Genomic DNA, 25165 nt, shown 5'->3' with positions numbered 1-25165 from the left:
AGGCGGCGGTCAGTCCTCGGTGTCGTAGCGCAGGGCGCGCTCGGACCGGCAGATGTCGTCGATGCCAGTGGTGATGTCGCGCAGCAGGTCCGGGGCGCCGGAGCGGCCGGAATAGGTGCCGGTGGGGCGCAGCCGGCAGGTGAAGGTGATGAAGCCGTGGTCCTCACCCGACACCGCGTGCAGATCCGGTGACCGCACCCCGTAGGTCATCGCGGAGATGACGGTGATGGCGCCGCTGCGCTCGCGGTGGTCGGCGAACAGATCGTGCAGCCGGTGGAAGACGGTGCTGTAACTCGACAACGGCGCGAAGACGGCCACCCGGTAGGCGGGGCCGCGCTCGGACGAGCTGATCACGGTGTCGGCGAGATATTCGGCATCGCGCAGGGTGAGCACCTTCGGCGAGAACATCAGTGCGCCGGCGGCCGCATTGCGCACCGGCATGCCGGCACGACCGCCCGCGGCGGAGGCGATGGCGCCCAGCGACTTCCGGGCTCGTGACCCCAGTTCCCGGCGGGCCCGCAGCGAGGGGGTGGCGGCGGTGGGATGCAGGCTCGACCACTGTCCGAAGCGGACCGTGCCCAGCTGGACGTGACCGGTGCCGACGGGGCGCGACACCCGCAGCGGCGCGGTGTCGACCCAACGGCCGACCTGCAGCAGGGCGTCACCGGGGCGGGTGATCTCGGCGTGCGACTGTTCGACGAAGGTGTCGAAGTCCAGGAACCGGTGTGCTTCGGAGGTGAGCCAGGTGTGGTCCTTGTCCACCTCGATGGCCTGCAGGGTGAGCGCGGTGATGATGCCGGTGCGCCCGCCACCGCCGAGGATCGCGCGGAACCGGTCGGCATGATGGGTGCGCCCGCAGGTGCCGAATCTGCCGTCGGGGTCGACGTATTCGACGGCGACGACGTTGTCGCTGAACATGCCGTAGCGGTGTGAGGCGGCGCTGAGCCCGCCGACCGCGGCGAACCCGCCGGCGGTGATTTCGCGATGGTCGCCGACGACGGGCAGCCCCAGGCCGTGTGCCGCCAGGGTGCGATCGATATCGGAGAGCCGCGCACCGGCCTGGACGCGGACCAGGCGGGCGTCGGCATCCACGGCCTGGACCCGGTTCATCCGGCGCAGTGACATGACGACGCGGCGATCGGGCGCGCTCGGTTCGTCGAGCATTTCGGCTGGGTGATCGGATTCGGCAGTGTGATCGCCGCCACGTACCATCAGCGGTTGTGGTCGTGAATCTCGCACTGTGCGAACGACATCCGCGGTGTCAAGGGGTAGATATTCCTCCGGCAGATCAGCCAGCGTCGTACTCATGGCCACTGAGCTAACCACAGTCGCGGCGCTACGTCTGCCCCTGAGATTCGGCGTGCAGGTGCGCGCGGTCCGCCCGGCGCCGGACGGGACGAGGATGTGGGCGAGGGCACGCTTGTGTGACGGCCGCTGCGGGGGTTGAGTGGGGTTATGAGCACAGTGCTGGTGACCGGTGGAACGGGAACGCTCGGCCGGCAGGTGGTGGCAGGTCTGACGCAGCGCGGGCACGAGGTGCGGGTACTGTCGCGCCGGCCCGGGGCGGGGACACACGTGGGGGATCTGAGTACAGGGGAGGGGGTGGCCGCCGCGGCAGACGGTGCGGAGGTGATCGTGCACGCGGCCTCGGATTTCCGGAAGTTCGGTGCGCCGGATGCCGAGCAGACCAGGCAGCTGCTCGCCGCCGCGCCGGGAGTGCGGCAGCTGCTGTACGTATCGATCGTCGGGATCGACCGCATCCCGTTCCGGTATTACCGCAACAAGCTGGCCTGCGAGCAGCTGATCACCGACAGTGGTGTGCCGCATACGATTCTGCGTGCCACTCAGTTCCACGATCTGGTCGCCACGGTGTTGTCGGGGGTGCGGCGGCTGCCGGTCGCGCCGCTGCCGCTGGATTTCCGCTTCCAGTCCGTGGACACGACCGATGTCGCGGCCCGGCTCGCCGAGCTGGCCGAGGGGGAACCGCAGGGGCGGGCAGCAGACTTCGGCGGTCCCGAGGTGCTCACCCTGCGGGAGATGATCCGGACCTGGCAGCAGTATCGCGAGGGCCCGCGCCGGGTGGTCTCGTTACCGTTGCCGGGGAAGGTCGCGGCCGGCTTTCGCGCGGGGGACAACACCTGTCCCGACCACCCGGACGGCACTCGCACCTGGGCGGACTATCTCGCCGCCGACCCCGGGCCCGCATACCGCTTGCGGGGATAGTTGACGGGCCAGGCGGCATCCGCGCCCCTGCGGTCCGAGGGATCCGGTCCCGGCGCGGCGCGAGCGCTCGGACCCACGGTTCTCCGGTGGCTCGCGCGCGTGATCGTTCGGCGTGCAGCTCGGTTAACGCGTGCCGGCGCGGGCGGTGGTGACGGCACCGGGGGTCGGCGAAGACGCTGACCACCACATTGCCGCCGATCAGGTGTGGTTCGTGGCGGTGGTGATCGCGCGGGCGGTGGCGGTGGTGGCGGCACCGAGATCGGTGAGACGTTCGGCGGACAGGTGGGCGTCGGGGCAGGCGACCAGTGCGGCGACGACCCGGTCGCCGGCGAAAATGGGGGCGGCGACGGTGACCACGGCGTTGTCGGCGCCCAGTTCGTCCGGCAGATAGTCGATGGTGATCAAATCGGTGATCATGCTGCCCAGGCGGTTGCGCAGCGGATCGGTGACGGGGGAATGGCGCAGGGCGGCAAGCGCTTCCAGAACAGGGGTGGATTCGTCGGAGAGTCGCTCCACCGAGTAGCCCCGGGTGCGGACCGCGGCGAGGACGGCGCCGAGGCGATCGCGGTGGGCCGGGTCGGCGTTCGCGATCCATTCCGCACGCTCACCCTCCGATGCCCAGGCGATGAATTCTCGCGCCACCGGCGGCGCCAGCGGAAGCCTGCGGCCCTGGCGAATCCACGGCACCGAGGGGGTGCCGGCGGTTTCGGTAATTATGATCGAGCTGTTGTCTCGCTCGGCGAGGAAGATGGGGAAGCCCTGGGCGGCCACGAATGCCCGCATCGGTTCATGGGCGAGGCGCCGCAACGGGAACGCGGTTTCGGCCCGGCGCGCCACGGCCAGCAGTCCGAGGCCGAGGCTGTAATTGCCGTCCTCGTCCCGGGTCGTCCACCCATCGGACGTGAGCTGCGTGAGCACCGCGTGGGCGGTGGCTCGTGACAGGCCGGTCTCACGCACGATTCGGGCCAGGGACAGATGTTCGGCCGAGCGGCGTGCCAGCAACTCGATCACGCGGACTACCCGGTGAGTGGGAGGGGAGCCGGCGCTCACCGGTGCCGGGGTGGACGTCTCCGTCATAGCTCGCTCTCTCTGAAATCGGGTGTCATCCCTTGGATTCTGGCAGCTCACTCCCGGTGTGCCGCCATCGGTGGACCGTTACCGGAGGACACGCGCCGGTCGTTCGAGTGGACGGGTCTGCCCACTCACCGGGACCGCGCGGCGGGAGAGGTCTTGACCGGCGAATCGGCCGCAGCCTATCGTCATTGTCATAATATCGAACACTAGCGTCGACTATTCGACACCGCAACCGGTGTGGTTCCGGTGCCGGCGACGACGCGGACAGGCGTAGGTGATGCAGACGGGATACGAGCTGTCGCACCTGTCGGCCCTCGAGGCCGAATCGGTGCACATCTTCCGGGAGGTGGCGGCCACCTTCGAACGGCCGGTGCTGTTGTTCTCCGGCGGTAAGGATTCGGCGGTGATGCTGGAGCTGGCCCGCAAGGCGTTCTGGCCGGCCCCGCTGCCGTTCGCGCTGATGCACGTCGATACCGGGCGAAACTTCGACGAGGTGATCGAATTCCGCGATCGCACCGTGGCCCGGCTCGGCGCGCGCCTGGTGGTGGCGAAGGTGCAGGACGACATCGACGCCGGACGGACCACCGAACGTCAGGGGGAGAGTCGCAACCGGTTGCAGACCGCCACCCTGCTGCGCGGGATCTCCGAGAATCGCTTCGACGCGGTCTTCGGCGGTGCACGCCGCGACGAGGAGAAGGCGCGCGCCAAGGAGCGGGTCTTCAGCTTCCGCGACGAATTCGGCTCCTGGGAACCTCGCGCGCAGCGGCCCGAGGTGTGGAACCTGTACAACGGCAATCACCGTTCGGGGCAGCATATTCGCGTATTCCCGCTGTCGAACTGGACCGAGCTCGACATCTGGGAGTACATCGACCGTGAAGGCGTGGAACTTCCCTCGCTGTACTACGCGCACCGTCGCGAGGTGTTCCGCCGGGACGGCATGCTGCTGGCCACCAACCCGTTCCTCACTCCGGCGGCCGACGAATCGATCCTCGAGGCGCGGGTGCGTTTCCGGACCCTCGGCGACGCCGACTGCACCGGTTGTGTCGAGAGCGAGGCCGACAACCCGGCGGCAGTGATCGCCGAAACCGCGGTCACCCGGCTCACCGAACGCGGTGCCACCCGCGCCGACGACCGCATCTCCGAATCCGGTATGGAAGATCGCAAGCGAGAGGGCTACTTCTGATGAGCCGCAACCTGTTACGTCTGGCCACCGCCGGCAGCGTCGACGACGGCAAATCCACGCTCATCGGCCGTCTGCTCTACGACTCCAAGAATCTGTTCTCCGATCAGCTCGAGGCCATCGAACGGGCCAGCGCGCAGCGTGGCGGTACCGGCGCCGACCTGGCGCTGGTGACCGACGGCTTGCGTGCCGAGCGGGAACAGGGCATCACCATCGATGTGGCCTACCGCTACTTCACCACCCCCCGCCGCAAATTCATCATCGCCGACACCCCCGGGCATGTGCAGTACACCCGCAACATGGTGACCGGCGCCTCCACCGCGGACCTGGCTCTGATCCTGGTCGATGCGCGCAAGGGTGTGGTGGAGCAGACCCGGCGGCACGCCTTCCTGGCCTCGCTCCTCGACGTCCCGCACCTGGTGGTGTGCGTGAACAAGATGGATCTGGTGGACTGGTCGGCCGAGCGGTTCGAGGAGATCCGCACCGAGTTCGCCGACTTCGCGGCCAAACTGACCGTGGGCGATCTGAGTTTCGTGCCGGTCTCGGCGCTGCACGGCGACAATGTGGTCACCGAATCCGCCAACACCCCATGGTATTCGGGGCGACCGCTGCTGGGGCATCTGGAACAGGTGCACATCGCTTCGGACCGCAACCTGATCGACGCCCGGCTGCCGGTGCAGTACGTGATCCGCCCGCGCGACACCGAACCCGATCACCGCAGCTATGCCGGCACCATCGCGGGCGGCATCTTCAAACCCGGTGACGACGTGGTGGTGCTGCCCTCGGGCCGCACCTCGACGGTGCAGCGGATCTGGGGGCCGGGCGGGACCAAGGTGAGTGAGGCCTTCACCGGGATGGCTGTATCGGTCGAGCTCGACGACGAGATCGACGTGGGGCGCGGCGATATGCTCGCGCGCCCGGGGAACCGACCGCAGCAGCTCACCGACCTCGAGGCGATGGTGTGCTGGTTCTCCGAGAACACCGAACTGAGGCCCGGCACGCGCTACACGATCCGCACCGCCACCCAGACCACCCGGGTGATCGCCGAACGCCTCGACTACCGGCTCGACGTGAACACCTTGCATCGCGTCACCGACGCCGACAGCCTGGCGCTCAACGCCATCGGCCGGGTTTCGCTGCGCAGCCAGCGGCCGTTGCTGGTGGACAGCTACCGCGAGAACCGCCGCACCGGCAGCTTCATCCTGATCGACGAGGACACCGACCAGACCGTCGCTGCCGGCATGATCCTGGCGCGCGACACCGCGCCCGAGGACGGCCAGGTGCCGATCGCACCGGACACGACCCGCGAGAACATCGTCTGGCACGGCTCGTCGGTGGGGCGCGGCGAACGCCCGCATGCCGGCAGCACGATCTGGCTCACCGGACTGTCGGGGTCCGGGAAGTCCACGATCGCGGTGGAACTGGAGCGGCAACTTGTCGCCGCAGGGCGGCCCGCCTACCGGCTCGACGGGGACAATCTGCGACACGGCCTCAACGCCGATCTCGGCTTCACCGATGCCGATCGTAGCGAGAACATCCGCCGGGTCGCCCAGGTCGCGTCGCTGTTCGCCGACGCGGGTACGGTCGCGATCGTGTCGGTGATCAGCCCGTTCGCGCAGCAACGTGCCCAGGCTCGTGCCGTCCACGCCGAGGCCGGACTGGATTTCCACGAGATCTTCGTCGACACCCCGCTCGACATCTGCGAGGATCGCGACTCGAAGGGTCTCTACGCGAAGGCCCGCGCCGGTGCGCTGCCCGACTTCACCGGCATCGACTCCCCGTACGAACGACCCGACCATGCCGAACTGGTGATCACACCGGATCTCGGCTCACCCAGTGAGATCGCCGCGCTGATCCGCCGCGAGCTCGGCCTGTGAACGAGATCGTCAACCGCACGACCGACCGTACGACACTCTAGGACGTTCATGTCATCAGCAGAAGCAACCGATACCGGGGCCGGGGCGGTACCGCCCGGCGGCGGTGACCCCACGGTCACCGAACCCTTCCGGGACGCCATCGCCGAGGCCGAAAGACTGGTCGCGGCCGCGGATTTCATCCACGACGAGCACGATCTCGCCGAAGGGTACGACTACCTGTCGGGCAGTATCTCCGCGTGTCTGACGCTCTCCCGGGCCCACGGGACCAGTCACCCGTACTTCGTGAGTTCCACCGGCCCCTACGCCAAGATGGGCCTGGACAACCCGGATACGCTCTACTACCACGCGAATGTGGAACCGGGCGCGGAATACCTCGTCACCGGCGTGCGCGGCAACACCGTGGACCTGAGCTTCCAGGTCCTCGCGGGCGATTACACCGCCACCGATGTGCCCAACGGTGACGACGCGTTCGACGACCGGCGCATCCACATCGAGGCCGACGGCAGCTATCAACTGCGCTTCGGACCGCCGAAAGCCGATGCGGGGCCGAACTATTTCGTCCTCGGGGCGAATGCGTCGATGCTCGCGGTGCGCGAGGTCTACGGCGACTGGAACGCCGAGACCAAGGGCCGCATCCGCATCGAACGGGTCGACACCATCGGTACCGCTCCCACCGAGCCGGGTGTCGAGCAGCTGCGCAAGCGCTACCGGGCCGCCGCACGGATGCTGGTGCAGCGCATTCACACCTGGTTCAACTTCCCCAAATGGTTCTATCTGGATCTGCCGGTGAACACCCTCACCGAACCGCGGCTCACCCCCGGCGGTCTCAGCACGCAGTACTCGTCGGTCGGGCACTTCGATCTCGCCGATGATCAGGCGCTGGTGATCACCGTGCCGAAATCCGATGCGCCGTATCAGGGCTTCCAGCTCGGCAGCCGGTGGTACATCTCGCTCGACTACGCCAATCACCAGACCAGCCTCAACAGTACACAGGCCCAAGTGGATCCGGACGGCATCATTCGTATGGTCGTCTCGGCGCGGAATCCGGGTATCACCAACTGGATCGAGACCACCGGTCGCCGGTACGGCATCGTCCAGTTCCGGTGGCAACGGGTAGCGCGGGAGATGACACCCGAGGACGGACCCACCTGTGCCGTGGTGCCGATCGACGAGGTGGCGCAGCATCTGCCGTACCACGAGACCAACCGAATCGATGCCGATGGCTGGCGTGCGCGAATCGCGGACCGCCAGCGTGGTTTTGCCGAAAGGATGCTCGGATGAGCGAGGGAACGGGACTGCTGGCCGGCAAGGTCGTGGTCGTCAGCGGTGTGGGCCCGGGACTGGGCCGGTCACTGTGTGTGCAGGCTGCAGCCGCCGGCGCGAAGGTCGTGCTGGCCGCGCGGACCGAATCGCGGCTGCGCGAGGTCGCCGCCGAAATCGACGCCGCCGGTGGGACCACACTCGAAGTCCCCACCGACATCACCGACGACGCCGCGGTGAACACGCTGCTGGAACGGACCGTCGACACCTTCGGCCGCGTGGACGCGCTGATCAACAACGCGTTCGCACTGCCGTCGATGAAACCGCTGGAGCGCACCGATTTCCAGCAGATCAGCGACAGCCTCGACCTGACCGTGCTCGGGACCTTGCGCACCACCCAGGCCTTCACCGCTGAACTGGAGAAGACCCGCGGATCGGTCGTGATGATCAACTCCTCGGTGCTGCGGCACACCGAACCCCGGTACGGCAGTTACAAGGTCGCCAAGTCCGCGCTGCTGGCGATGTCGCAGACACTGGCAACCGAACTGGGCGGCAAGGGAATCCGGGTCAACAGTGTGGCGCCGGGGTACATCTGGGCCGACCAGCTGAAGTGGTACTTCGGTGAAGTCGCCAAGAAGTACAACATCACCCGGGAACAGGTATACGAGCAGACGGCCTCGAAGACCGACCTGAAGCGCCTGCCCGAGCCGGACGAAATCGCGAAGGCCGCAGTCTTTCTCGCCTCCGACTGGTCCAGTGCCATCACCGGACACACCATCGACGTGAACTGCGGCGAATACCACTGGTGACACCGGTGGAGATCTTTTCGAAGGGCATGTGTTTATGACCGAACGTACGAATGTCGGGACCGTCGAGGACCTGCACGCCTCGGCCACCAGAACGTGTGGGCTCACCGAGTTCGGAGCCGGGGACTACCGGGAAGCACTCGGAGTGCTGCTCGAGTCGTATCAGCGCGACGCCGACCTCACCGAGCTCGGCTCCAAGATGAATCGCTACTTCCTGCGCGGCGCGCTCGTCGCGCGGGCATTGAGCGAGGCGGCGTGGCAGAGCAATCCCGGCTACACCGACACCCCGATCACCCGGCCGATCTTCGTGACCGGGCTGCCCCGCACCGGAACCACCGCGCTGCACCGGCTGCTGGCCTCCGATCCGCAGCATCAGGCGCTGGAGATGTGGCTGGCCGAGATGCCGCAGCCACGGCCGCCGCGCGAAACCTGGGCCGACAACCCCGTCTTCCAGCACATCGATGCCGGATTCGCCCGGCATCGGGTCGAGAACCCCGAATACATGGGGCTGCACTACATGAGCGCCTCCGAGGTGGAGGAGTGCTGGCAGTTGCTGCGCCAGACCGTCAAATCCATCTCCTACGAATCGCTGGCGTATCTGCCGACGTATTCGCAGTGGCTGCGCGGCCAGGACTGGGACGACGCCTACGACCGGCACAAGCGCAATCTGCAGCTGATCGGTCTCGGTGACAACCGCCGGTGGGTCCTGAAGAACCCCAGCCACCTGTTCGCCCTGGACGCGCTGATGGAGGTGTATCCGGACGCGCTGATCATCCAGACCCACCGCGACCCGGTGACCATCATGGCGTCCTCGTGCAGCCTGTCCGAACAGACCACCAAGGGCTGGTCGAACACCTTCACCGGCTCGACCATCGGCAGCACCCAGCTCGAACTGTGGTCGCGCGGGCTGCGCGAATTCACCGCCGCCCGGGCCCGGTACAACCCGGCACAGTTCCTCGACATCCAGTTCGAGGAGCTGCGGGCCGACCCGTTCGGCACGGTCGAGAAGATCTACTCGGCCTTCGGTCTCGACTACACCGAGGACGGCCGCGCCGCCATGACGGCACTGGACGAGGAGAGCAAATCCGGTGACCGCAAGCCGGTGCATCGGTACGCACTGGCCGATTACGGCCTGACCGAGGATCAGGTCCGGGCCGAATTCGCCGATATCTGACCGGTACGACCGGTACCCGATCGGCGGCACGGCTCGGTCGACTCCTCGAGACGGCCCCCGGCACAACTGTGCCGGGGGCTCTTCGGTGTGCGCCGGGGCCTCCGTCGGCGTGCGTCCTCGATGTGTGCAGGCCGCCGTCCCGGGTTGCATGGCATGCGCGGGCGAACACGGCATGTGGCACGGTACAAGGGTTTACACGGGTTGCCGCAACGCTCGAAGGGATTCCGCATGACCGACTTCGCCGACCTGGACGCTCTCGCCGCCGCAGTGGGCACCGAACTGGGTGTCAGTGACTGGATGACGATCGAGCAGGAGCGCATCGACCTGTTCGCCGACGCGACCGGTGACCACCAATGGATCCACGTCGACGCCGACAAGGCCGCCCAGGGGCCGTACGGACACACCATCGCGCACGGGTTCCTGACCTTGTCGCTGCTGGTGCCGCTGGCCAACGAGGCGACCTCGGTGGGTGGGATCCGGATGGGCATCAACTACGGACTCAACAAGGTCCGCTTCATCACCCCGGTACCCGTGGGCGGGCGGATCCGCGCCCGCGTGCACCTCGATGCCGTCACCGATATCCCTGACGGGATTCAGGCGGTGCGGTCGGTGGTCATGGAACTCGAGGGTGCCGACAAGCCGGCGTGCGTGGCCGAGAGCATCGTGCGCTACCTGCGATAGGTACGCAGCGAGCGTTGTCGGAGCTACATGCCCGACAACGCACCCCGTCGCTCAGTCGCCGAGTTCGTTGCTCACCTTCACCCAGCGGTCGAGCAATTGTGCGGCGGCACCGGTGTCGACCGCGGCCGCGACCCGCGCCAGTGCGGGGCGCAGCAGATCGTGGATATCGGTGCCGGCGACGGCGGGCGTGAGTTCGGCGGCCACCACGGCCGCCGCCGAGTTCAGCAGCACCGCGTCCCGGACCGCGCCGGGTGCTCCCGCGAACATCTCGCGCGCGACAGCGGCATTCACGGTCGCGTCACCGCCACGCAGGGCGGCCGGTTCCACCAGTGCGATGTCCAAGCGCTCCGGATCGATCACGGTGTCGCGCATCTGCCCGCCCGTGACCACCCAGGCCGTGGTGGTGGCGGCGGTGGTGATCTCGTCGAGACCGTCGTTCCCGCGTACGACCAGGGTGTTGGTGCCACGTTCGGCGAAGGCACCCGCGATCACCGGTACCAGCTCGGGGAAGGCGCAGCCGATCAGGCCGGCGCCCGGCTGAGCCGGATTGGTGAGCGGGCCGAGCACATTGAAGACCGTCGGAATGCCGATCTCCTTGCGCGCCGGCCCCGCGAACCGCAGCGCCGGATGGAACAGCGGTGCGAAACAGAACCCGATCCCGACCTCACGTACACACTGCGCCACCGCCTCCGGGCTCAGCGCGATCCGCACGCCCAGCGCCTCGAGCACATCGGCGCCGCCGCTCTTCGACGACGCCGCGCGATTGCCGTGCTTGACGACGGGAATGCCCGCCGCCGAGACCACGATCGAGGACATGGTGGAGATGTTCACCGTGCCGGAGCGATCGCCGCCGGTGCCGACGATGTCGACCGCGTCGGTATCCAGCGAGATCCGCCGGGCATGGCTCAGCATGCCGTCGGCCAGGCCGGACAGTTCGAGCGCGGTCGGGCCCTTCATCTTGAGCGCCACCCCGAACGCGGCGATCTGAGCCTGAGTGGCGTTATCGGAGAAGATCTCGTCGATCGCCCACGCCGCCTCCTCCGCGGTCAGATCGACCCCGTCGGTCAGGGCACCGAGAATCTCGGGCCAGCTGCGCGCGCTCATCACATCTCCTGTTTCACGATCGGCGCATCCGATGCTCGAAGGCCCGGATGCGAGGTGGCCGTGCGGCCGCGATCCGGGACCGCCGCCGCACGGCTAGCAGCCTAATCGCCGGACGCTCGTTCGTTACCTTCCGGCCGGATTCACCCGAAACACGGGTGCCCGTCAGCCCTGCCCGGCGTCGTGTCCTGGTTCCCGCGGCGGCTGCAGCGCATCCCATCCGAGAACGGAGCCGTCGTGGCGCTGAGCGAGTCCCGCCATCCGGGAGCGTTCCTGCGAACAGTGCAGGGCGTCGAGCACCTGCACCCGCTGCAGCACCAGATCGATGAGCGGATGCTCGCCGTCCGGACCGTCGGATCCGGCCGCCGCGGCAGGATCGGACGGGGCGTAACCGTCCTGTTCGGCGATCTCCACCACGGGCCCGCGGGCCGGCGCCGGAATGCGGAGATGATGACGCAGCAGCGCCTGCTCGGTGGGCCGCCAGCCCACCGCCTGCGCGAGCGCGCTCGACGCAGCCTGCGCGTCGTCGAAACTGGAGACGACCACCACCAGATCTGCTCGCGCCGGATCCAATTCCGGCGCCGGACCGCCGCCCGTCAAACGCCGCAACACCGAACGAATTCCCATGTCCACCCGCTTTCCTCCGCCTGCGACCACACTGTCGCACACCCGTGAATTCCTGCATTATCCGCGCTCGACCTGCGGGTTCTTCCGACACGCCGCATGCCGTCCCAGACCCGCACGCGCGCTGTAGATTCGAGGTCCGACACCCCGAATTCGCACCCGGGTGGTCCTGTCGTACTACGGCGAGTCATACTTACCGGCGTGACGACCGCAGTAGGGACACCAGGATCGGCCATTACTCAGCGTGTGCATTCGCTGAACCGGCCCAACATGGTCAGCGTCGGAACCATCATCTGGCTGTCGAGCGAGCTGATGTTCTTCGCCGGCCTCTTCGCCATGTACTTCGTCGCTCGCGCCCAGGCCCATGGCAACTGGCCGCCGGAACCGACCGAGCTGAACCTGAAGCTCGCCGTGCCGGTCACGGCCGTGCTGATCGCCTCGTCGTTCACCTGCCAGATGGGCGTGTTCTCCGCCGAGCGCGGTGACGTCTTCGGGCTGCGGCGCTGGTACGTGATCACCTTCCTCATGGGCCTGTTCTTCGTGATCGGCCAGGGCACCGAGTACCACGCGCTGTACCAAGAGGGCACCACGATCGACAGCAGCAGCTACGGCTCGGTGTTCTTCATCACCACCGGGTTCCACGGCCTGCACGTCATCGCCGGTCTCATCGCGTTCATCTTCCTGCTGTTCCGGACGAAGGTCAGTAAGTTCACCCCGGCGCAGGCCACTGCGGCGATCGTCGTGTCCTACTACTGGCACTTCGTCGACATCGTCTGGATCGGGCTGTTCGCCACGATCTACTTCGTCCGCTAGCCGGGCGGCGGCCGCCCCGCGGGACGGCCGGACACACACTTTGCACAAGTCGGTTCCGTCTACTTCAAAGGGACACAGATGAGTTCATCGCCCCCATCAGCGCCAGACCCCACCAGCCCCGGGGTCGGCGGCGCTGAGAACAACCAGGCCACCAAGACCCGCAAGCAGCGTCGGATGCGCCGCAAGCTCGCCGGCGGTCTGGTTCTTCTGATGGGCCTCGTCGGAGCCGGCTTCGCGGCCTCGGCGCTCACCCCGAACGCGCAGGTCGCCACCGCCGACAAGGATCAGTCGGCGCTGATTCGCGAGGGTAAGCAGCTCTACGAGACCTCCTGCATCACCTGCCACGGCGCCAACCTGCAGGGTGTGCAGGATCGCGGGCCCAGCCTGATCGGTGTCGGTGAGGCCGCGGTCTACTTCCAGGTGTCCACCGGTCGCATGCCTGCCTCTGCCAACAATGCACAGATCCAGCGCAAGCCCGCGAAGTTCGACGCCCGTCAGACCGACGCGATCGGCGCCTACATCGCCGCCAACGGCGGCGGCCCGACCGTGATCCGCGATCCCAACGGCGACATCGCCCAGGAATCGCTGATCGACGGCGCCGACCTCGGCCGCGGTGGCGAGCTGTTCCGGCTCAACTGCGCGTCCTGCCACAACTTCACCGGTAAGGGCGGCGCGCTGTCCTCCGGTAAGTTCGCGCCGCCGCTGGGCGAGGCGAACGAGCAGCAGATCTACACGGCGATGCTCACCGGCCCGCAGAACATGCCGAAGTTCTCCGATCGTCAGCTGTCCCCCGAGGAGAAGCGTGACATCGTGGCCTATGTGAAGGACCGCACCGAGTCGACCTCCGAGGGCGGTTACGGCCTGGGTGGCTTCGGGCCCGCGACCGAGGGCCTGGTGATGTGGATCATCGGCCTGGTGGCGATCGTCGGATCGGCGATGTGGATCGGATCCCGATCATGAGTAACGAACAGGAGCGAAACGAGATGAGCCGGCCCGAGGATGGCGGCAACGCAGGGGGCAAGGGCGTGAACCTGGACCCCACCGAGGAGCAGCTCGACGCGATGTCGCGGGACGAACTGGTCGAACTCGGTACCGCCCGCGACGGCGTCGAGGTCGTCTACCGTGCTCCGCGCTGGCCGGTTCCGGGCACACGCGCGGAGAAGCGTGCCGAACGGCAGGTAGCGCTGTGGTTCGCCATTTCCGCTCTGGCCGGTGCGGCCCTGATCGGTGTGTTCCTGTTCTGGCCGTGGGAGTACAAGAGCCGCCACGAGGACGGCAGCGGTATCTACTCGCTGGCCACCCCGCTCTACGGCCTGCTGCTGGGTATCGCGGTCCTCGCGGTCGGTGTGGCCGCGGTGCTGATCCGCAAGAAGTTCATCCCGCACGAGATCTCGATCCAGACCCGGCACGACGGTCCCTCCGACGAGGTGGACCGCCGCACCCTGGGCGCGCAGATGTCGGACGCGCTGGAGACCACCACGCTGGGTCGTCGCAAGATGATCACCCGCACCGCGGGTCTGGGCGTGGGCGTGCTGGGAATCGGCGCGCTGTTCGTCTTCGTCGGCGGGCTCATCAAGAACCCGTGGGCCAAGGGCGACAAGTCGCCGCTGTGGGTCTCGGGCTGGACTCCGGACTACCCCGGTCAGACCATCTTCCTGCGCAAGGACACCGGTCGTCCCGAGGACATCGTGCTGGTGCGTCCCGAGGATCTGGACGGCGGCGCCATGGAGACCGTCTTCCCGTGGAAGGAAGAGTGGCGCGGCAACGAGGAGGAGACCCTCCACTCGCTGCGCGGCATTCGTAACGCGGTCATGTTGATCCGCCTGCGTACCGCTGATGCGGAGAAGGCGATCAAACGCAAGGGCCAGGAGAGCTTCAACTTCGGCGACTACTTCGCCTACTCGAAGATCTGCACCCATCTGGGCTGCCCGACCTCCCTGTTCGAGCAGCAGACCAACCGGATCCTGTGCCCCTGCCATCAGTCGCAGTTCTCCGCGACCGAGTGGGGTAAGCCGGTCTTCGGTCCCGCCGCCCGTGCGCTGCCGCAGCTGCCCATCACCGTCAATTCCGAGGGCTTCCTGGTCGCCAACGGCGACTTCGTCGAGCCGCTCGGCCCGGCCTTCTGGGAGCGTCGTTCATGAGCGAGCTTGCGAGTGAATCATCAGTACAGCGTGCCGGGCACATGTCCGGCCCGAGCGCTAGCGAGGGACGGGCATGAGTCCTAGCAAAGCGGCCGCACAGGTCAACGAGATGGACGAGCGGTATCGCGCCGCTGCGTTCGTGAAACGATCGATCAACAAGGTCTTCCCGACCCACTGGTCGTTCCTGCTGGGTGAGATCGCGCTCTACGCGTTCATCATCCTGCTGCTGTCGGGTATCTACCTGACGCTGTTCTTCGACCCGTCGATGACCGAGGTCGTCTACAACGGCAGCTATCAGCCGCTGCGCGGCGTCACGATGTCGCGTGCCTACGAGTCCGCACTGCAGATCTCGTTCGAGGTCCGTGGTGGTCTGTTCGTCCGCCAGGTACACCACTGGGCGGCGCTGCTGTTCGCGGCATCGATCATCATCCACCTGTTCCGCATCTTCTTCACCGGCGCGTTCCGCAAGCCGCGTGAGGCGAACTGGGTGATCGGTTCGTTGCTGCTGATCCTGGCGATGTTCGAGGGCTTCTTCGGCTACTCGCTGCCCGACGATCTGCTCTCCGGTACGGGTCTGCGGGCCGCCTTCGGCGGTATCACCATGGGTATTCCGCTGATCGGCACCTGGATGCACTGGCTGATCTTCGGTGGCGACTTCCCGGGCACGATCATCATCCCGCGTCTGTACGTCGCTCACATTCTGTTGCTCCCCGGCATCATGCTGGCGTTGATCGCCGCGCACGTGGCGATCGTCTGGTACCAGAAGCACACCCAGTTCCCCGGTCCGGGCCGCACCGAGAAGAACGTCGTCGGCGCGCGCATCGTCCCGGTGTTCGCCGCCGACCAGGGCGCGTTCTTCATGTTCACCCTGGGCGTCGTCGCCGTCATGGGTGGCGTGCTGCAGATCAACCCGATCTGGAACCTGGGTCCCTACAACCCGTCCCAGGTCTCGGCAGGTTCACAGCCCGACTTCTACATGATGTGGACCGACGGTTTGGCCCGTCTGATGCCACCCTGGGAGCTGTACCTCGGCCGCTACACGGTGCCGGCACCGTTCTGGGTCGCGCTGCTCATGGGCTTGGTGTTCATGGTGCTGATCGCCTACCCGTGGATCGAGAAGCGGCTCACCGGCGATGCAGGCCATCACCACAACCTCCTGCAGCGTCCGCGCGACGTGCCGGTCCGTACCTCGATCGGTGCGATGGCCATCGCGTTCTACGTCGTGGCGACCCTCGCGTGTGTCAACGACATCATCGCGCTGAAGTTCGACATCTCGCTGAACGCGACCACCTGGTTCTTCCGGATCGCGCTGCTGGTGGCGCCGCCGATCGCCTACTTCCTGGCGTACCGGCTGTGCCTGGGTCTGCAGCGTTCGGACCGGGCTGTGCTCGAGCACGGCATCGAGACCGGCGTGATCAAGCGTCTGCCGCACGGTGAGTACATCGAGGTACACCAGCCGCTGGGCCCGGTCGACGACCACGGCCACCCGATCCCGCTGGAGTACCAGGGCGCCGCGGTGCCGAAGAAGATGAACAAGCTGGGTTCGGCGGGCAAGCCCGGACTGGGTTCGTTCCTGCGGGCGGATCCCGAGGCCGAGGCCGACGCGCTCGTGCAGGCCGAGCACGAGGCCGAGCACAAGCAGCTCGAGGTGCTGGCCGGTCATCAGGAGAAGACGCGCAACGGCGGCGGTGGAGACCACCACTGATCGCGTGCACCGAGGCAGGCCCCGAGTCGGACATCCGACTCGGGGCCTGCCCGTTTCTGCAGGTGAGTTCCTCGCCGGCGGTACGGAGCAATAGACTCGCGCCATGATTACCGCGATCGTGTTGATCCATGCCGAGGCCGCCCGCATCCCCGAGACCGCGCAGGCACTGGCCGATCTCGAGGGGGTCACCGAGGTCTACTCGTGCGCCGGGGACGTCGATCTGATCGCGGTGGTGCGGGTGCGCGACCACGAGCAGATCGCCGAGGTGGTGACGGGCCGGGTGAACAAGACGGCGGGCGTACTGCGCACCACCACCCATATCGCGTTCAAGTCGTATTCGAGCGCGGAGGTGGAGGCGGGGTTCTCGATCGGCGAGTAGCCCTGGCGCGGCTGCGGCGATCAGCGCGGGGTGGTCGCCGCTGCGCCGTCCGCGCCGTACTTCCGCAGTAGTCGGCGCTCGTAGCCGAGTCGGCGGGCGATCGCGGCGAGCGAACCGAGCAGGGCTCGTTGCACCAGAGCCGGGGGCCCTGCTACATATCCGTCCTGGTAGTCCCACAGCAGCGCCAACGCCAGCGGGTTGCGTGGGATGCCGGAGCCGGTGGTCCGCCCGGCCGCGTCGAGAGCCTGCCACAGCCGGAACATCTCCCAGTGCCGCAGCGGCGGCCGGATCTCGTGGTCGACGACAGTATCGGGTTCCACGCTGGTGAACGAATGCACCGTCCCCGCCGGTGCCACGGCCGTATCACCCTGGCGTGCCACGATGTCGCGATCGCCGATCCGGAATTCGAGACGCCCGCCCCGCACCGTCCACTGCTCGGTGAGAGTGGGATGCCAATGCCGTCCCGCCTGTCGCGACGGTGTGGGCAGATAGTGACGCAGCATGAGGTAGGCGCCGTGTTCGTCGGTTCCTTCCGAGAGACGAGTGACCTGACGGCCGTCGCGGAAGGTCAAGGTGGCTGACATAGGACAGGTATAAAGGTAACCTTCCTATTATGTCAACGGATGTATCCGACTCGTTGCTCAAGCTGCTCACCGAGGTCACCCGCCGATTCGAGGCGGAGCTGAACCGCAGTCTGCGGGCCGAGCTCGACGCGGAGTTACGCCCGGCGCACTATGCGGTCTTTCGGTATCTCGAGCCGGGAGGTTCGCGGGTGAGCGTGCTGGCCGACGCGGCCGGAATGACACAGCAATCGATGGGGGAGCTGGTCACGCATCTGCAGCGACGCGGTCTGGTCGAACGCCGCGCCGATCCCGCCGACCGCCGGGCCAGGCTGGTGGTCGCCACCGCGGCCGGGCGCGCGGCCGTCGCCGTGGCAGCGGGCCGGATCGCCGAGATCGAACAGCGGTTGCGCGCGGACCTGGGGGCCGATGCGCTCGAACTGTTGCGCCGGACCTTGGCCGGCGTGCGTAGCTCGCTCGCCGCCGCACCCGGCTGAACCATCGCGACCCGCACTCTCCGGCGAGACCGCTGTGTCGACGGGCAGCGAGCGGCCTGCTCACGGCCGCGGGCGCCGGTGGACCGCTCGCTCAGGTGCCGGTTCGTGAAAGGTAGTCCGCCGCCGCCGATTCGGACCGCATCGCGGCTTCGGCGCGCTCGACCCAGGACAGCCAGGGACCGGCTCCCCGGCACGGCTCCCGATATCCCTCGGTGGTTCGCACGATGCGGGTACCGGGCTGCTCCAGCCAGCGGGCGATGACGGTCGTCTCCTCGGGTGGGGCGCCGCGCAACGGTGGATGCTCGGGCTCCTCGGCCGCCCCGGCGACGGCCGGCAGCGGAGTCCGCTCGGTAGTGAGGCGGTCCGGGCGGACGGTTTCGGCGGCGGCGACCAGAGCCTCGACCACGGGCATGGGAGCGGTTCCGCGAGCGGCGGTGCCGGCGGCCGCCAGCCGGCCGTAACGAATGACGGCGAAGTCCCAGCCGCCGTTGCCGTCCGGGCGCGCGGCGATCAGTTCGGCGATGCGGGCCAGCGCAGCCAGGCGCTGCGTCCGGCGCAATGCTCGCACCACCGCACAGGTGCGGTCCCGCAGTCGCGCGGCGGCCTCGAAGTGCTCGTCGGCGATACAGCGGTCGATGCGCTCGACGATGGCGCGCAAAGGCGCATCGTCGCGACCGGCGAACAGCTCTCGCAGCGCGGCGGGAGCCGGGGCGTAGTCGGCCGCCGATGCCCGGGTGCCGAATACTGCCGCGGGGCAGCCGCCCACCACCGCGGGTGGGCATGCGCCGCCGTGGGTGCCCGTGCGGGGAATCCGGGTGGTGCAGGTGCGGATGCCGCTGTACTCCGCGAGCGTGAGCCCGACGGCAGTGGCGTCGGTGCGGGACCCGAACGGGCCCAGCGCGTAGGCGGTGGGGGTGCGGCTGACGGCGAAGCGGGGGAAAGCCTCCTCGGTGAGCGTCAGCCACCACGCCCAGGTGGGGAACTTGGAACGACGGTTGTAGGGCGGGGTGTGCGCTACCAGTAGCCGCAGTTCCCGCACCCCCGCTTCCAGCCCGTGCGCGCAACGCACATGGTCGATCCGGGTGGCGAGGGTGATCATCTCCCGCATCCGGGTGCGGGTCTCGGATCCGGTGAAGTAGTTGTGTACGCGCCGGCGCAGGTTCACCGCGGTGCCGATGTAGAGCACCTCGTCCGACGGCCCCCGGAACAGATAGACCCCGGGCGCGGTGGGGAGATCGGCCGCCAGGGCGCGTTTGGCGCGGCGGACCCGGGTGGTCTCGGGGAGATAGTCGACCAGTTCGGTCAGGGTCTGTACCCCGAGATTGCCGACCCGCTCGAACAGTGCGTGCAGGACGTCGACGGTGGCGCGGGCATCGTCGAGGGCCCGGTGGGTGGGCCGGGTCCGGGCACCGAGCAGTTGTGCCAGCGCCGAGAGCCGAACCGTAGGCGCCTCGTCCCGGTCGAGGATGCGGCGCGCCAGCTTCACCGTGCACAGCACCTGGAACGACGGCCATTCGGCACCACAGCGTTGTGCGGCGGCCTGCAGGAACGACATGTCGAAGCGGGCGTTGTGCGCGACCAGCACCGAACCCGCGGCGAACTCGAGGAAGCCGGGCAGCACCGCCTCGATCCGTGGCGCCTGTACCACCATCGCGGTGGTGATGCCGGTGACCTGCACGATCTGCGGCGGAATCGCGCGGCCGGGATCGACCAGGGTGGCGAACTCGCCGAGTATTTCGCCGCCGCGCACCTTCACCGCGCCGATCTCGGTGATCGCGTCCCCGTCGGGGCGGGTGCCGGTGGTCTCCAGATCCACCACCACGAATGTAATGTCCCGCAGCGTCGCCTCGGCCTCCTCGCCGCCGTGACCTGGTAATTCGAGGGCCAATTGGGCCGGTCGGGGAGCGGGGGCGGGCACGGCGAGCAGCCTAGGCGCAGGGTCCGACACATGCGCCGGGCTGCTCGGCTCGGTACCGCGATCGCGGTACCAACGGCCGTGGACCGCGGTCGCCGCGCCCGGGAATCGAGCAGAGTATGCGGAAAAGTGACGAGCCGCACAGTAGATCGATTCGGCTATGAATGAGGTCGGTGTGGTGCTGTCGGTGGACGCGGGGCTTGCGTAATCGTTGCCGGAGTGGGTCGCTCACGCAACCTGCAGACCGTTCGGTTGGCTAGTTCGGTCTCCGATGGAGGCTGGGCCCGGTTTCCTGCCGCGCGCTCCGGTCGGTCCGTGTCGGCGCGCCCGATCGCGGGGGTCGAGGCGAATCCGGCGACGCGGCTGACGCTGTGCATTGTTATTATTTCGTAATCGTGTGAGGTGTGTCGCAGCAGTCGCCGCGACTTTTCCGGCCTGATCTTGTTGTGCTCGACCTGGGCTTTACAACGCACCGTTATGTACTCGTAACCTCATCGAGACCTCACGGAGTCCGACGCGCCACCCGGCGCGGCGTCGTGGGGAAGATGAGGAGTACCGCATCATGGCGATCAAGCGACAGGTTCCTGGGCTGCCTCGCACCGCCCGCCGGGCCGTTGCGGCCGGAGCCGTTGGCGCAGCAACCCTCAGTGTTCTGCTGCTCCCGGCGACCACCGCCGCGGCCGCCCCGGTCGAGGTGCCGGGCGTCGGCACCTTCGATGTACCCGACGAGGTTCTCGGCGTGATCCCCCCGGGGGCCGTCCCGCCGACCATTCAGATCCCGGGCATCGCACCGGCGCCGTTCGTACCGCAGCAGACCGTCGGCCAGCGCGCTGCCGACGCCGCGATGTCCAAGGTCGGCGCCCCTTATGTGTACGGCGCATCCGGTCCGAACGCCTTCGACTGCTCGGGTCTGGTCCAGTGGTCGTACCGGCAGGCCGGTCAGGAACTACCCCGCACCAGCTACGAGCAGCTCAACGCGGGTTCCCCGGTCTCGACCGACGCACTGCAGCCCGGTGACGTGGTGTCCTACTACGGCGGCGGCCACTCGGCGGTCTACGTCGGCGACGGCAATGTGGTCCATGCGTCCACCGCCGGTGAACCGGTGAAGGTGGCCCCGGTGTCCTCGATGCCGATCAGCGGCGCCCGTCGCTACTGAGATCTCGGGCTCGGCCCGGATCGGCGCATTCCGCATAGTTCGGACCGCCGATCCGGGCTTTCCTGACAATTGACGTGATCATTTCGTGGCCTGCTGGACACGAGAGGACGCGGTTCCGTAACCTTATCGAGACCTTTACGGGTTTCCAGGATTTCGGTTCCAGCTCGACACGAGAAGAACGGGGCGCGGCAGGCCGTGAGAGCGCACAGAGGTAACGCGCGACGTAACAGCCGGACCAGACGAATGGTCGGTGGCTCGCTCGCAGTAGGCGTGCTGGTGTTCGGTGGCAGCTCCGGCGGTCTCGCCACAGCCGATCCCGCTCATTCCGCTCCGCCGTCGACGGCCGGTGACGCGGTACAGCAGCTGATCGACCTGTCGCATCAATCCGAGCAGCTGAATCAGAAGGCATTGGCCGCGCAGGAGGACCTGACCGCCAAACAGGCCGCGGCCGGCGACGCCGCGAACAAGCTCGCCGCGGCGAGCGGCGCCGTCGAGGCCGCCCGGGCCGAGGTACGCAAGTTCCAGCCGGCGGTGGACCGCACCGCTATCGCCGCCTACGAGGGAGCGCGCACCAACCGCCTGTTCTCCGTGCTGGTCTCCGATTCACCGCAGCAATTGCTCGACCAGATGTCGACACTGGACGTGGTATCCACCCAGACCGGCGAGCAACTGAAGAAGTACTCCGCGGCGACCGATGCGGCGACCGCCGCGCAAGCATCCGCCAAGTCCGCCTCCGACGTCGCGGCCTCAGCCGCGAAGAAGGCCGACGAGGTTCGAGTCGACCTGGAGCGCAAGCGGGCCGAGTTGCAGGGATCGATGGCGCAGGTGATCCAGGCCTGGGGCGCGCTGTCGGCGGGAGACAGATCCGCGCTCGCGGGATCGCTGTTCCCACCCGGTTTCGACCGGGACACGTTGTTGAACGGCCTGGTGCCCGGTAGTGGCACCAGTGCGCTGGCCGCGGGTCTGACCCGTGTCGGCGACCCCTACGTCTGGGGGGCGACCGGACCGGACCAGTTCGACTGCTCGGGCCTGGTCCAGTGGGCTTTCCAGCATGTCGGCATCGATGTGCCGCGCACCAGTCAGGCTCAGGCCACCGTCGGCACCCCGGTCGACCGCGACAACCTGCAGCCCGGTGACGTGGTGTTCTTCTATTCCGACGCCTCCCATGTGGGCATCTACGCCGGTAACGGGATGCTGTTGCACGCCTCCACCTTTGGTGTTCCGGTGGCCGTGGCGCCGATGGGCAACACGCCTTACCATTCGGCGCGCCGATACTACCTTGGTATGTAGCCCGTACCTGCGAGAATCTGGCGGCGAGTGATCACATCGATGTGAGGATCGTTGTCGTATGAGCGCACTGCTACGGATCCGGGCCTGGCTGACCGGGCGTCGGCACGTCGAATTCGCCGTGGCCGTCGCGATCGTGGTTTCCGTGTGCGCGGCCGCGGGCGCGCTGCTCCTGCTTCCGGAGCCCGGAGTACGTACCGGGCCCGCACATGCCGACTCCGCGCCGCCGCACACCGATCCCCAGCTCCCCGAACTGCGCCGCGTGATGAGCTCCTACGGCCCGGTGGTGGCGCAACATGTATCCGGCGCCGACGGCAGGCTGTCGGTGGTACTGGGACACCCGTATCAGCGCGGTGAGGTCGATCAGCTGGCGCGCGAGATCGGCCCCGCGGTGACGGCGGTATCGGAGGTCTGGGGTACCGAATGGGCGCACGAAGCGGTCGTCGCGGTGGCCTCGAGCGGCTCCGAATTCGCCGCGCTGACCCATGCCACCGGTGCGGTATCGGATCAGGTTGCCGCCGCGTCGGTCTCGGACCCCTTCCTCCCCGGAACCACTCCCACCGGCCAGCGCATCGTCTTCTCCGCCGAAGCCGGCAAGCGGCTCGGTCCCGACGGCCTGCGCGAGACCTTGCGTCACGAACTCACCCATGTCGCGGCGCGGGCCCGGACCGTGGACGGCTCGCCCCAGTGGGTGCTGGAAGGATTCGCCGAATACTGCGGGCAACGTGATGCCGAGCGGCCGTTCACTCAGGTGGCGCCGACACTGACCGCATCCGCGCGCGCGGGCCGGCTGCCCGCGGACCTGCCTGCCGACCGTGCGTTCGTGCCCGGACCGGACAACGACGCGGCCCTCGCCTACGAACAGGCCTGGTCGGTCCACGCCTTCGTGGCGGACCGATTCGGTGAACAGCAACTGCGCGCGCTCTATCTCCGCTTCGCGACCGGCCCACAGGACGCCGCGGCGATCGATCGAGGCCTGCGCGAGACGCTGGGCCTCGGCCACGCCGAGTTCGTCGCGGCCTGGCGTGAGTGGGTCGCGGCGCGGGTAGCGGCCTAGCCGGGGCACAGCGGGAGGTGGCGGGGGGCGCGCCATAGACTTCCCCCATGGGTCGCACGCTGTTGATCACCAACGACTTTCCGCCCCGGCCGGGCGGCATCCAGTCCTATGTTCATTCCCTGGCGTTGCGGCTGCCGCCCGAGGATCTGGTGGTCTACGCGCCTCGCTGGCGTGGCGATTCCCACGAGCGCTTCGATGCCGCCCAGCCGTTCCGGGTGGTCCGCCATCCGACGACACTGATGCTGCCGACCCCGCTGGTCCTGCGGCGCGCCGTGAAATTGCTGCGGGCCGAACGCTGCGACACCGTATGGTTCGGCGCGGCCGCCCCGCTGGCACTGATGGCGCCCGCACTGCGGCGGGCGGGCGCGCAGCGGATCGTGGCCAGTACGCACGGACACGAGGTCGGCTGGTCCATGGTGCCGGGGGCTCGGCAGGTGCTGCGCGTGATCGGTGACCACACCGACACGATCACCTACGTCAGCAAATACACTCGCCGCCGGTTCGCGGCCGCCTTCGGCCCGCGGGCCGCACTGGAGTATCTGCCCCCGGGCGTCGACAGCACCGTATTCCGGCCCGATCCGGCGGCCCGTGCGCAATTGCGGGCCCGCTACGGGCTGGGGGATCGGCCCACCGTGTTGTGCCTGTCGCGGCTGGTACCGCGCAAGGGGCAGGACGTGCTGATCCTCGCCATGCGCGAGATCCGGCGCCGGATCGACGGTGCCGTTCTGGTGATCGCCGGAGGTGGGCCGTACGAGGAAAAACTGCGCGGTCTGGTCCAGGCCCTGGACCTAGAGGACGATGTCGTGTTCACCGGCCGGGTCCCCTCGGGAGAACTGGCCGCACACCACACCATCGCCGACGTCTTCGCGATGCCTTCCCGGACCCGCGGCGCCGGCCTGGATGTGGAAGGGCTCGGCATCGTCTATCTGGAGGCCTCGGCTACCGGTGTCCCCGTGGTGGCCGGAAACTCCGGTGGCGCACCGGAAACCGTGCTCGAGGGTCGCACCGGAACCGTAGTGGACGGGCGCAGCGACCGGGCCGTGGCGAATGCGGTCGTCGAAATCCTTTCCGATCGTGACGCCGCCGCACGCATGGGTGCGGCGGGCCGCGAATGGGTCGCCGACCAGTGGCGCTGGGATGTGCTGGGCAACCGGTTGAGCACTCTGCTGGACCCCCGCGCCGATCGGGGTGCGGTGGGCTCCGGCGGCATCGGACAGGTGAGCTAGGCTCGGCTCCCATGAGCGAGCGCAGCGAGCAGCCGTGAGCAGCATTCAGGTGGCCGACCAGACCTTCGTTGCCGCGCCGGGCGCCATGGTCGCCGAGGTGCTGGCGGATCGGGCGCGCTGGCGGCAGTGGTGGCCCGATCTCACCCTCGAGGTGCGCGAGGACCGCGGCGACAAGGGCATCCGCTGGTCGGTGGCGGGCCCGCTGACCGGCACCATGGAGGTGTGGCTGGAGCCGTCGCTGGACGGGGTCATCCTGCACTATTTCCTGCATGCCGAGCCGCCGGCCGCCGCCTCGCTGCCGCCTCGAACCTTGATGGCGGCCAACAGGTCCCGGCGGGTTGCGGGTAAGAAGATGTCGTTCGAGGTGAAGTCCCGGCTGGAGGCCGGCCGGCCCGCCGGCGTGGCACCGTCACGCTAGCCCGAAAGGAA

Annotated in this window: 24 protein-coding genes; 18 read left to right on the top strand and 6 right to left on the bottom strand. The window is 68.1% G+C overall.

Going from position 1 to position 25165, the window contains the following annotated elements; all coding sequences use genetic code 11:
- Positions 1 to 9: 9 nt before the first annotated feature.
- Positions 10 to 1308 (bottom strand): FAD-binding oxidoreductase, encoded by a 1299-nt coding sequence (locus tag NV2_RS00255; protein WP_067867433.1) that lies wholly within the window; start codon positions 1306 to 1308, stop codon positions 10 to 12.
- A gap of 147 nt (positions 1309 to 1455) precedes the next feature.
- On the opposite strand from NV2_RS00255, the gene NV2_RS00250 reads away from it, so the two are divergent.
- Positions 1456 to 2223 carry an SDR family oxidoreductase gene (locus NV2_RS00250; RefSeq protein WP_067867430.1) on the top strand — a complete coding sequence of 256 codons (768 nt, stop codon included), beginning with the start codon at positions 1456 to 1458 and terminating at the stop codon, positions 2221 to 2223.
- Positions 2224 to 2421: 198 nt separating this feature from the next.
- On the opposite strand, the gene NV2_RS00245 is transcribed toward NV2_RS00250, so the two are convergent.
- Entirely contained in the window at positions 2422 to 3300 is an 879-nt protein-coding gene (locus NV2_RS00245; protein ID WP_067867427.1) for an IclR family transcriptional regulator, read from the bottom strand.
- Between the two features lie 274 nt (positions 3301 to 3574).
- Here NV2_RS00245 and cysD point away from each other — a divergent pair, with 274 nt between their 5' ends.
- From cysD to NV2_RS00215, 6 genes are all read left to right on the top strand, one after another.
- Complete coding sequence (gene cysD, locus NV2_RS00240; protein WP_067867424.1) at positions 3575 to 4480, top strand: sulfate adenylyltransferase subunit CysD; 906 nt, start codon at positions 3575 to 3577, stop codon at positions 4478 to 4480.
- On the top strand, positions 4480 to 6354 hold the full coding sequence (gene cysC / locus NV2_RS00235; protein ID WP_067867419.1) for an adenylyl-sulfate kinase: 1875 nt from the start codon (positions 4480 to 4482) through the stop codon (positions 6352 to 6354). Before cysD ends, cysC begins: the two co-directional genes overlap by 1 nt.
- Positions 6355 to 6402: 48 nt before the next feature.
- Entirely contained in the window at positions 6403 to 7635 is a 1233-nt protein-coding gene (locus tag NV2_RS00230) for a hypothetical protein (protein ID WP_067867417.1), read from the top strand.
- Positions 7632 to 8423: an SDR family oxidoreductase gene (locus tag NV2_RS00225; RefSeq protein ID WP_067867414.1), complete on the top strand. Its 792-nt coding sequence runs from the start codon at positions 7632 to 7634 to the stop codon at positions 8421 to 8423. The genes NV2_RS00230 and NV2_RS00225 overlap by 4 nt, the downstream gene beginning before the upstream one ends.
- A 34-nt stretch (positions 8424 to 8457) precedes the next feature.
- A complete protein-coding gene (locus NV2_RS00220) occupies positions 8458 to 9594 on the top strand; it encodes a sulfotransferase family protein (RefSeq protein ID WP_067867411.1) in 1137 nt (378 codons plus the stop codon).
- Between the two features lie 228 nt (positions 9595 to 9822).
- Positions 9823 to 10275 (top strand): MaoC family dehydratase, encoded by a 453-nt coding sequence (locus NV2_RS00215; protein ID WP_067867408.1) that lies wholly within the window; start codon positions 9823 to 9825, stop codon positions 10273 to 10275.
- 51 nt (positions 10276 to 10326) lie between these two features.
- On the opposite strand, the gene trpD is transcribed toward NV2_RS00215, so the two are convergent.
- Positions 10327 to 11379, bottom strand: a complete 1053-nt coding sequence (gene trpD / locus NV2_RS00210; RefSeq protein WP_067867405.1) for an anthranilate phosphoribosyltransferase — start codon at positions 11377 to 11379, stop codon at positions 10327 to 10329.
- Between the two features lie 162 nt (positions 11380 to 11541).
- Positions 11542 to 12003 carry a hypothetical protein gene (locus NV2_RS00205; protein ID WP_067868996.1) on the bottom strand — a complete coding sequence of 154 codons (462 nt, stop codon included), beginning with the start codon at positions 12001 to 12003 and terminating at the stop codon, positions 11542 to 11544.
- Positions 12004 to 12201: 198 nt separating this feature from the next.
- On the opposite strand from NV2_RS00205, the gene ctaE reads away from it, so the two are divergent.
- The 5 genes from ctaE to NV2_RS00180 all read left to right on the top strand — a co-directional run bounded on the left by ctaE (position 12202) and on the right by NV2_RS00180 (position 17038).
- On the top strand, positions 12202 to 12813 hold the full coding sequence (gene ctaE, locus NV2_RS00200) for an aa3-type cytochrome oxidase subunit III (protein ID WP_067867402.1): 612 nt from the start codon (positions 12202 to 12204) through the stop codon (positions 12811 to 12813).
- A 78-nt stretch (positions 12814 to 12891) separates the two neighbouring features.
- On the top strand, positions 12892 to 13773 hold the full coding sequence (gene qcrC / locus NV2_RS00195; RefSeq protein ID WP_084473737.1) for a cytochrome bc1 complex diheme cytochrome c subunit: 882 nt from the start codon (positions 12892 to 12894) through the stop codon (positions 13771 to 13773).
- Between the two features lie 23 nt (positions 13774 to 13796).
- Positions 13797 to 14954: a cytochrome bc1 complex Rieske iron-sulfur subunit gene (qcrA, locus tag NV2_RS00190; protein ID WP_067868993.1), complete on the top strand. Its 1158-nt coding sequence runs from the start codon at positions 13797 to 13799 to the stop codon at positions 14952 to 14954.
- A gap of 73 nt (positions 14955 to 15027) precedes the next feature.
- Positions 15028 to 16659 carry a cytochrome bc1 complex cytochrome b subunit gene (gene qcrB / locus NV2_RS00185; protein ID WP_067867396.1) on the top strand — a complete coding sequence of 544 codons (1632 nt, stop codon included), beginning with the start codon at positions 15028 to 15030 and terminating at the stop codon, positions 16657 to 16659.
- A 103-nt stretch (positions 16660 to 16762) separates the two neighbouring features.
- Positions 16763 to 17038, top strand: coding sequence for an Lrp/AsnC family transcriptional regulator (locus NV2_RS00180; protein WP_067867394.1), 276 nt, complete (start codon positions 16763 to 16765; stop codon positions 17036 to 17038).
- A gap of 20 nt (positions 17039 to 17058) precedes the next feature.
- On the opposite strand, the gene NV2_RS00175 is transcribed toward NV2_RS00180, so the two are convergent.
- Positions 17059 to 17622 (bottom strand): cupin domain-containing protein, encoded by a 564-nt coding sequence (locus NV2_RS00175; protein ID WP_067867391.1) that lies wholly within the window; start codon positions 17620 to 17622, stop codon positions 17059 to 17061.
- A 29-nt stretch (positions 17623 to 17651) separates the two neighbouring features.
- Between NV2_RS00175 and NV2_RS00170 the strand changes: the two genes are divergently transcribed.
- A complete protein-coding gene (locus tag NV2_RS00170) occupies positions 17652 to 18095 on the top strand; it encodes a MarR family winged helix-turn-helix transcriptional regulator (protein ID WP_067867387.1) in 444 nt (147 codons plus the stop codon).
- A 91-nt stretch (positions 18096 to 18186) separates the two neighbouring features.
- On the opposite strand, the gene NV2_RS00165 is transcribed toward NV2_RS00170, so the two are convergent.
- A complete protein-coding gene (locus tag NV2_RS00165; protein WP_084473736.1) occupies positions 18187 to 20013 on the bottom strand; it encodes a DEDD exonuclease domain-containing protein in 1827 nt (608 codons plus the stop codon).
- 559 nt (positions 20014 to 20572) lie between these two features.
- Between NV2_RS00165 and NV2_RS00160 the strand changes: the two genes are divergently transcribed.
- The 5 genes from NV2_RS00160 (at position 20573) to NV2_RS00140 (ending at position 25154) form a co-directional block, all read left to right on the top strand.
- On the top strand, positions 20573 to 21166 hold the full coding sequence (locus NV2_RS00160) for a C40 family peptidase (protein ID WP_067867379.1): 594 nt from the start codon (positions 20573 to 20575) through the stop codon (positions 21164 to 21166).
- Between the two features lie 243 nt (positions 21167 to 21409).
- The gene (locus NV2_RS00155) at positions 21410 to 22456 is read left to right on the top strand and encodes an NlpC/P60 family protein (RefSeq protein WP_067867377.1); all 1047 of its coding nucleotides are present in this window, start codon (positions 21410 to 21412) and stop codon (positions 22454 to 22456) included.
- Between the two features lie 58 nt (positions 22457 to 22514).
- The gene (locus NV2_RS00150) at positions 22515 to 23510 is read left to right on the top strand and encodes a hypothetical protein (RefSeq protein ID WP_067867375.1); all 996 of its coding nucleotides are present in this window, start codon (positions 22515 to 22517) and stop codon (positions 23508 to 23510) included.
- Between the two features lie 47 nt (positions 23511 to 23557).
- Positions 23558 to 24736, top strand: coding sequence for a glycosyltransferase family 4 protein (locus NV2_RS00145; protein ID WP_067867372.1), 1179 nt, complete (start codon positions 23558 to 23560; stop codon positions 24734 to 24736).
- A 34-nt stretch (positions 24737 to 24770) separates the two neighbouring features.
- Positions 24771 to 25154, top strand: coding sequence for a polyketide cyclase / dehydrase and lipid transport (locus NV2_RS00140; RefSeq protein WP_067867369.1), 384 nt, complete (start codon positions 24771 to 24773; stop codon positions 25152 to 25154).
- Positions 25155 to 25165 lie beyond the last annotated feature (11 nt).

The sequence above is a fragment of the Nocardia vermiculata NBRC 100427 genome, assembly GCF_001613265.1.
In the GTDB taxonomy this organism is placed as follows: Bacteria; Actinomycetota; Actinomycetes; order Mycobacteriales; family Mycobacteriaceae; genus Nocardia; species Nocardia vermiculata.
The sequence above is the reverse complement of the archived record's forward strand: the minus strand, read 5'-3'. Positions and strand labels throughout refer to the sequence as shown.

Excerpts from the sequence above, each read along its gene's own strand:
- NV2_RS00245 (WP_067867427.1), bottom strand. The coding sequence starts at position 3,300 with ATGACGGAGACGTCCACCCCGGCACCGGTGAGCGCCGGCTCCCCTCCC.
- NV2_RS00145 (WP_067867372.1), top strand. The coding sequence starts at position 23,558 with ATGGGTCGCACGCTGTTGATCACCAACGACTTTCCGCCCCGGCCGGGC.
- NV2_RS00220 (WP_067867411.1), top strand. The coding sequence starts at position 8,458 with ATGACCGAACGTACGAATGTCGGGACCGTCGAGGACCTGCACGCCTCG.
- cysC (WP_067867419.1), top strand. The coding sequence starts at position 4,480 with ATGAGCCGCAACCTGTTACGTCTGGCCACCGCCGGCAGCGTCGACGAC.
- NV2_RS00155 (WP_067867377.1), top strand. The coding sequence starts at position 21,410 with ATGGTCGGTGGCTCGCTCGCAGTAGGCGTGCTGGTGTTCGGTGGCAGC.
- qcrB (WP_067867396.1), top strand. The coding sequence starts at position 15,028 with ATGAGTCCTAGCAAAGCGGCCGCACAGGTCAACGAGATGGACGAGCGG.
- cysD (WP_067867424.1), top strand. The coding sequence starts at position 3,575 with ATGCAGACGGGATACGAGCTGTCGCACCTGTCGGCCCTCGAGGCCGAA.
- NV2_RS00180 (WP_067867394.1), top strand. The coding sequence starts at position 16,763 with ATGATTACCGCGATCGTGTTGATCCATGCCGAGGCCGCCCGCATCCCC.
- NV2_RS00230 (WP_067867417.1), top strand. The coding sequence starts at position 6,403 with ATGTCATCAGCAGAAGCAACCGATACCGGGGCCGGGGCGGTACCGCCC.
- NV2_RS00215 (WP_067867408.1), top strand. The coding sequence starts at position 9,823 with ATGACCGACTTCGCCGACCTGGACGCTCTCGCCGCCGCAGTGGGCACC.
- NV2_RS00160 (WP_067867379.1), top strand. The coding sequence starts at position 20,573 with ATGGCGATCAAGCGACAGGTTCCTGGGCTGCCTCGCACCGCCCGCCGG.
- NV2_RS00250 (WP_067867430.1), top strand. The coding sequence starts at position 1,456 with ATGAGCACAGTGCTGGTGACCGGTGGAACGGGAACGCTCGGCCGGCAG.
- NV2_RS00150 (WP_067867375.1), top strand. The coding sequence starts at position 22,515 with ATGAGCGCACTGCTACGGATCCGGGCCTGGCTGACCGGGCGTCGGCAC.
- trpD (WP_067867405.1), bottom strand. The coding sequence starts at position 11,379 with ATGAGCGCGCGCAGCTGGCCCGAGATTCTCGGTGCCCTGACCGACGGG.
- NV2_RS00170 (WP_067867387.1), top strand. The coding sequence starts at position 17,652 with ATGTCAACGGATGTATCCGACTCGTTGCTCAAGCTGCTCACCGAGGTC.
- NV2_RS00225 (WP_067867414.1), top strand. The coding sequence starts at position 7,632 with ATGAGCGAGGGAACGGGACTGCTGGCCGGCAAGGTCGTGGTCGTCAGC.
- NV2_RS00255 (WP_067867433.1), bottom strand. The coding sequence starts at position 1,308 with ATGAGTACGACGCTGGCTGATCTGCCGGAGGAATATCTACCCCTTGAC.
- qcrA (WP_067868993.1), top strand. The coding sequence starts at position 13,797 with ATGAGCCGGCCCGAGGATGGCGGCAACGCAGGGGGCAAGGGCGTGAAC.
- NV2_RS00175 (WP_067867391.1), bottom strand. The coding sequence starts at position 17,622 with ATGTCAGCCACCTTGACCTTCCGCGACGGCCGTCAGGTCACTCGTCTC.
- NV2_RS00205 (WP_067868996.1), bottom strand. The coding sequence starts at position 12,003 with ATGGGAATTCGTTCGGTGTTGCGGCGTTTGACGGGCGGCGGTCCGGCG.
- qcrC (WP_084473737.1), top strand. The coding sequence starts at position 12,892 with ATGAGTTCATCGCCCCCATCAGCGCCAGACCCCACCAGCCCCGGGGTC.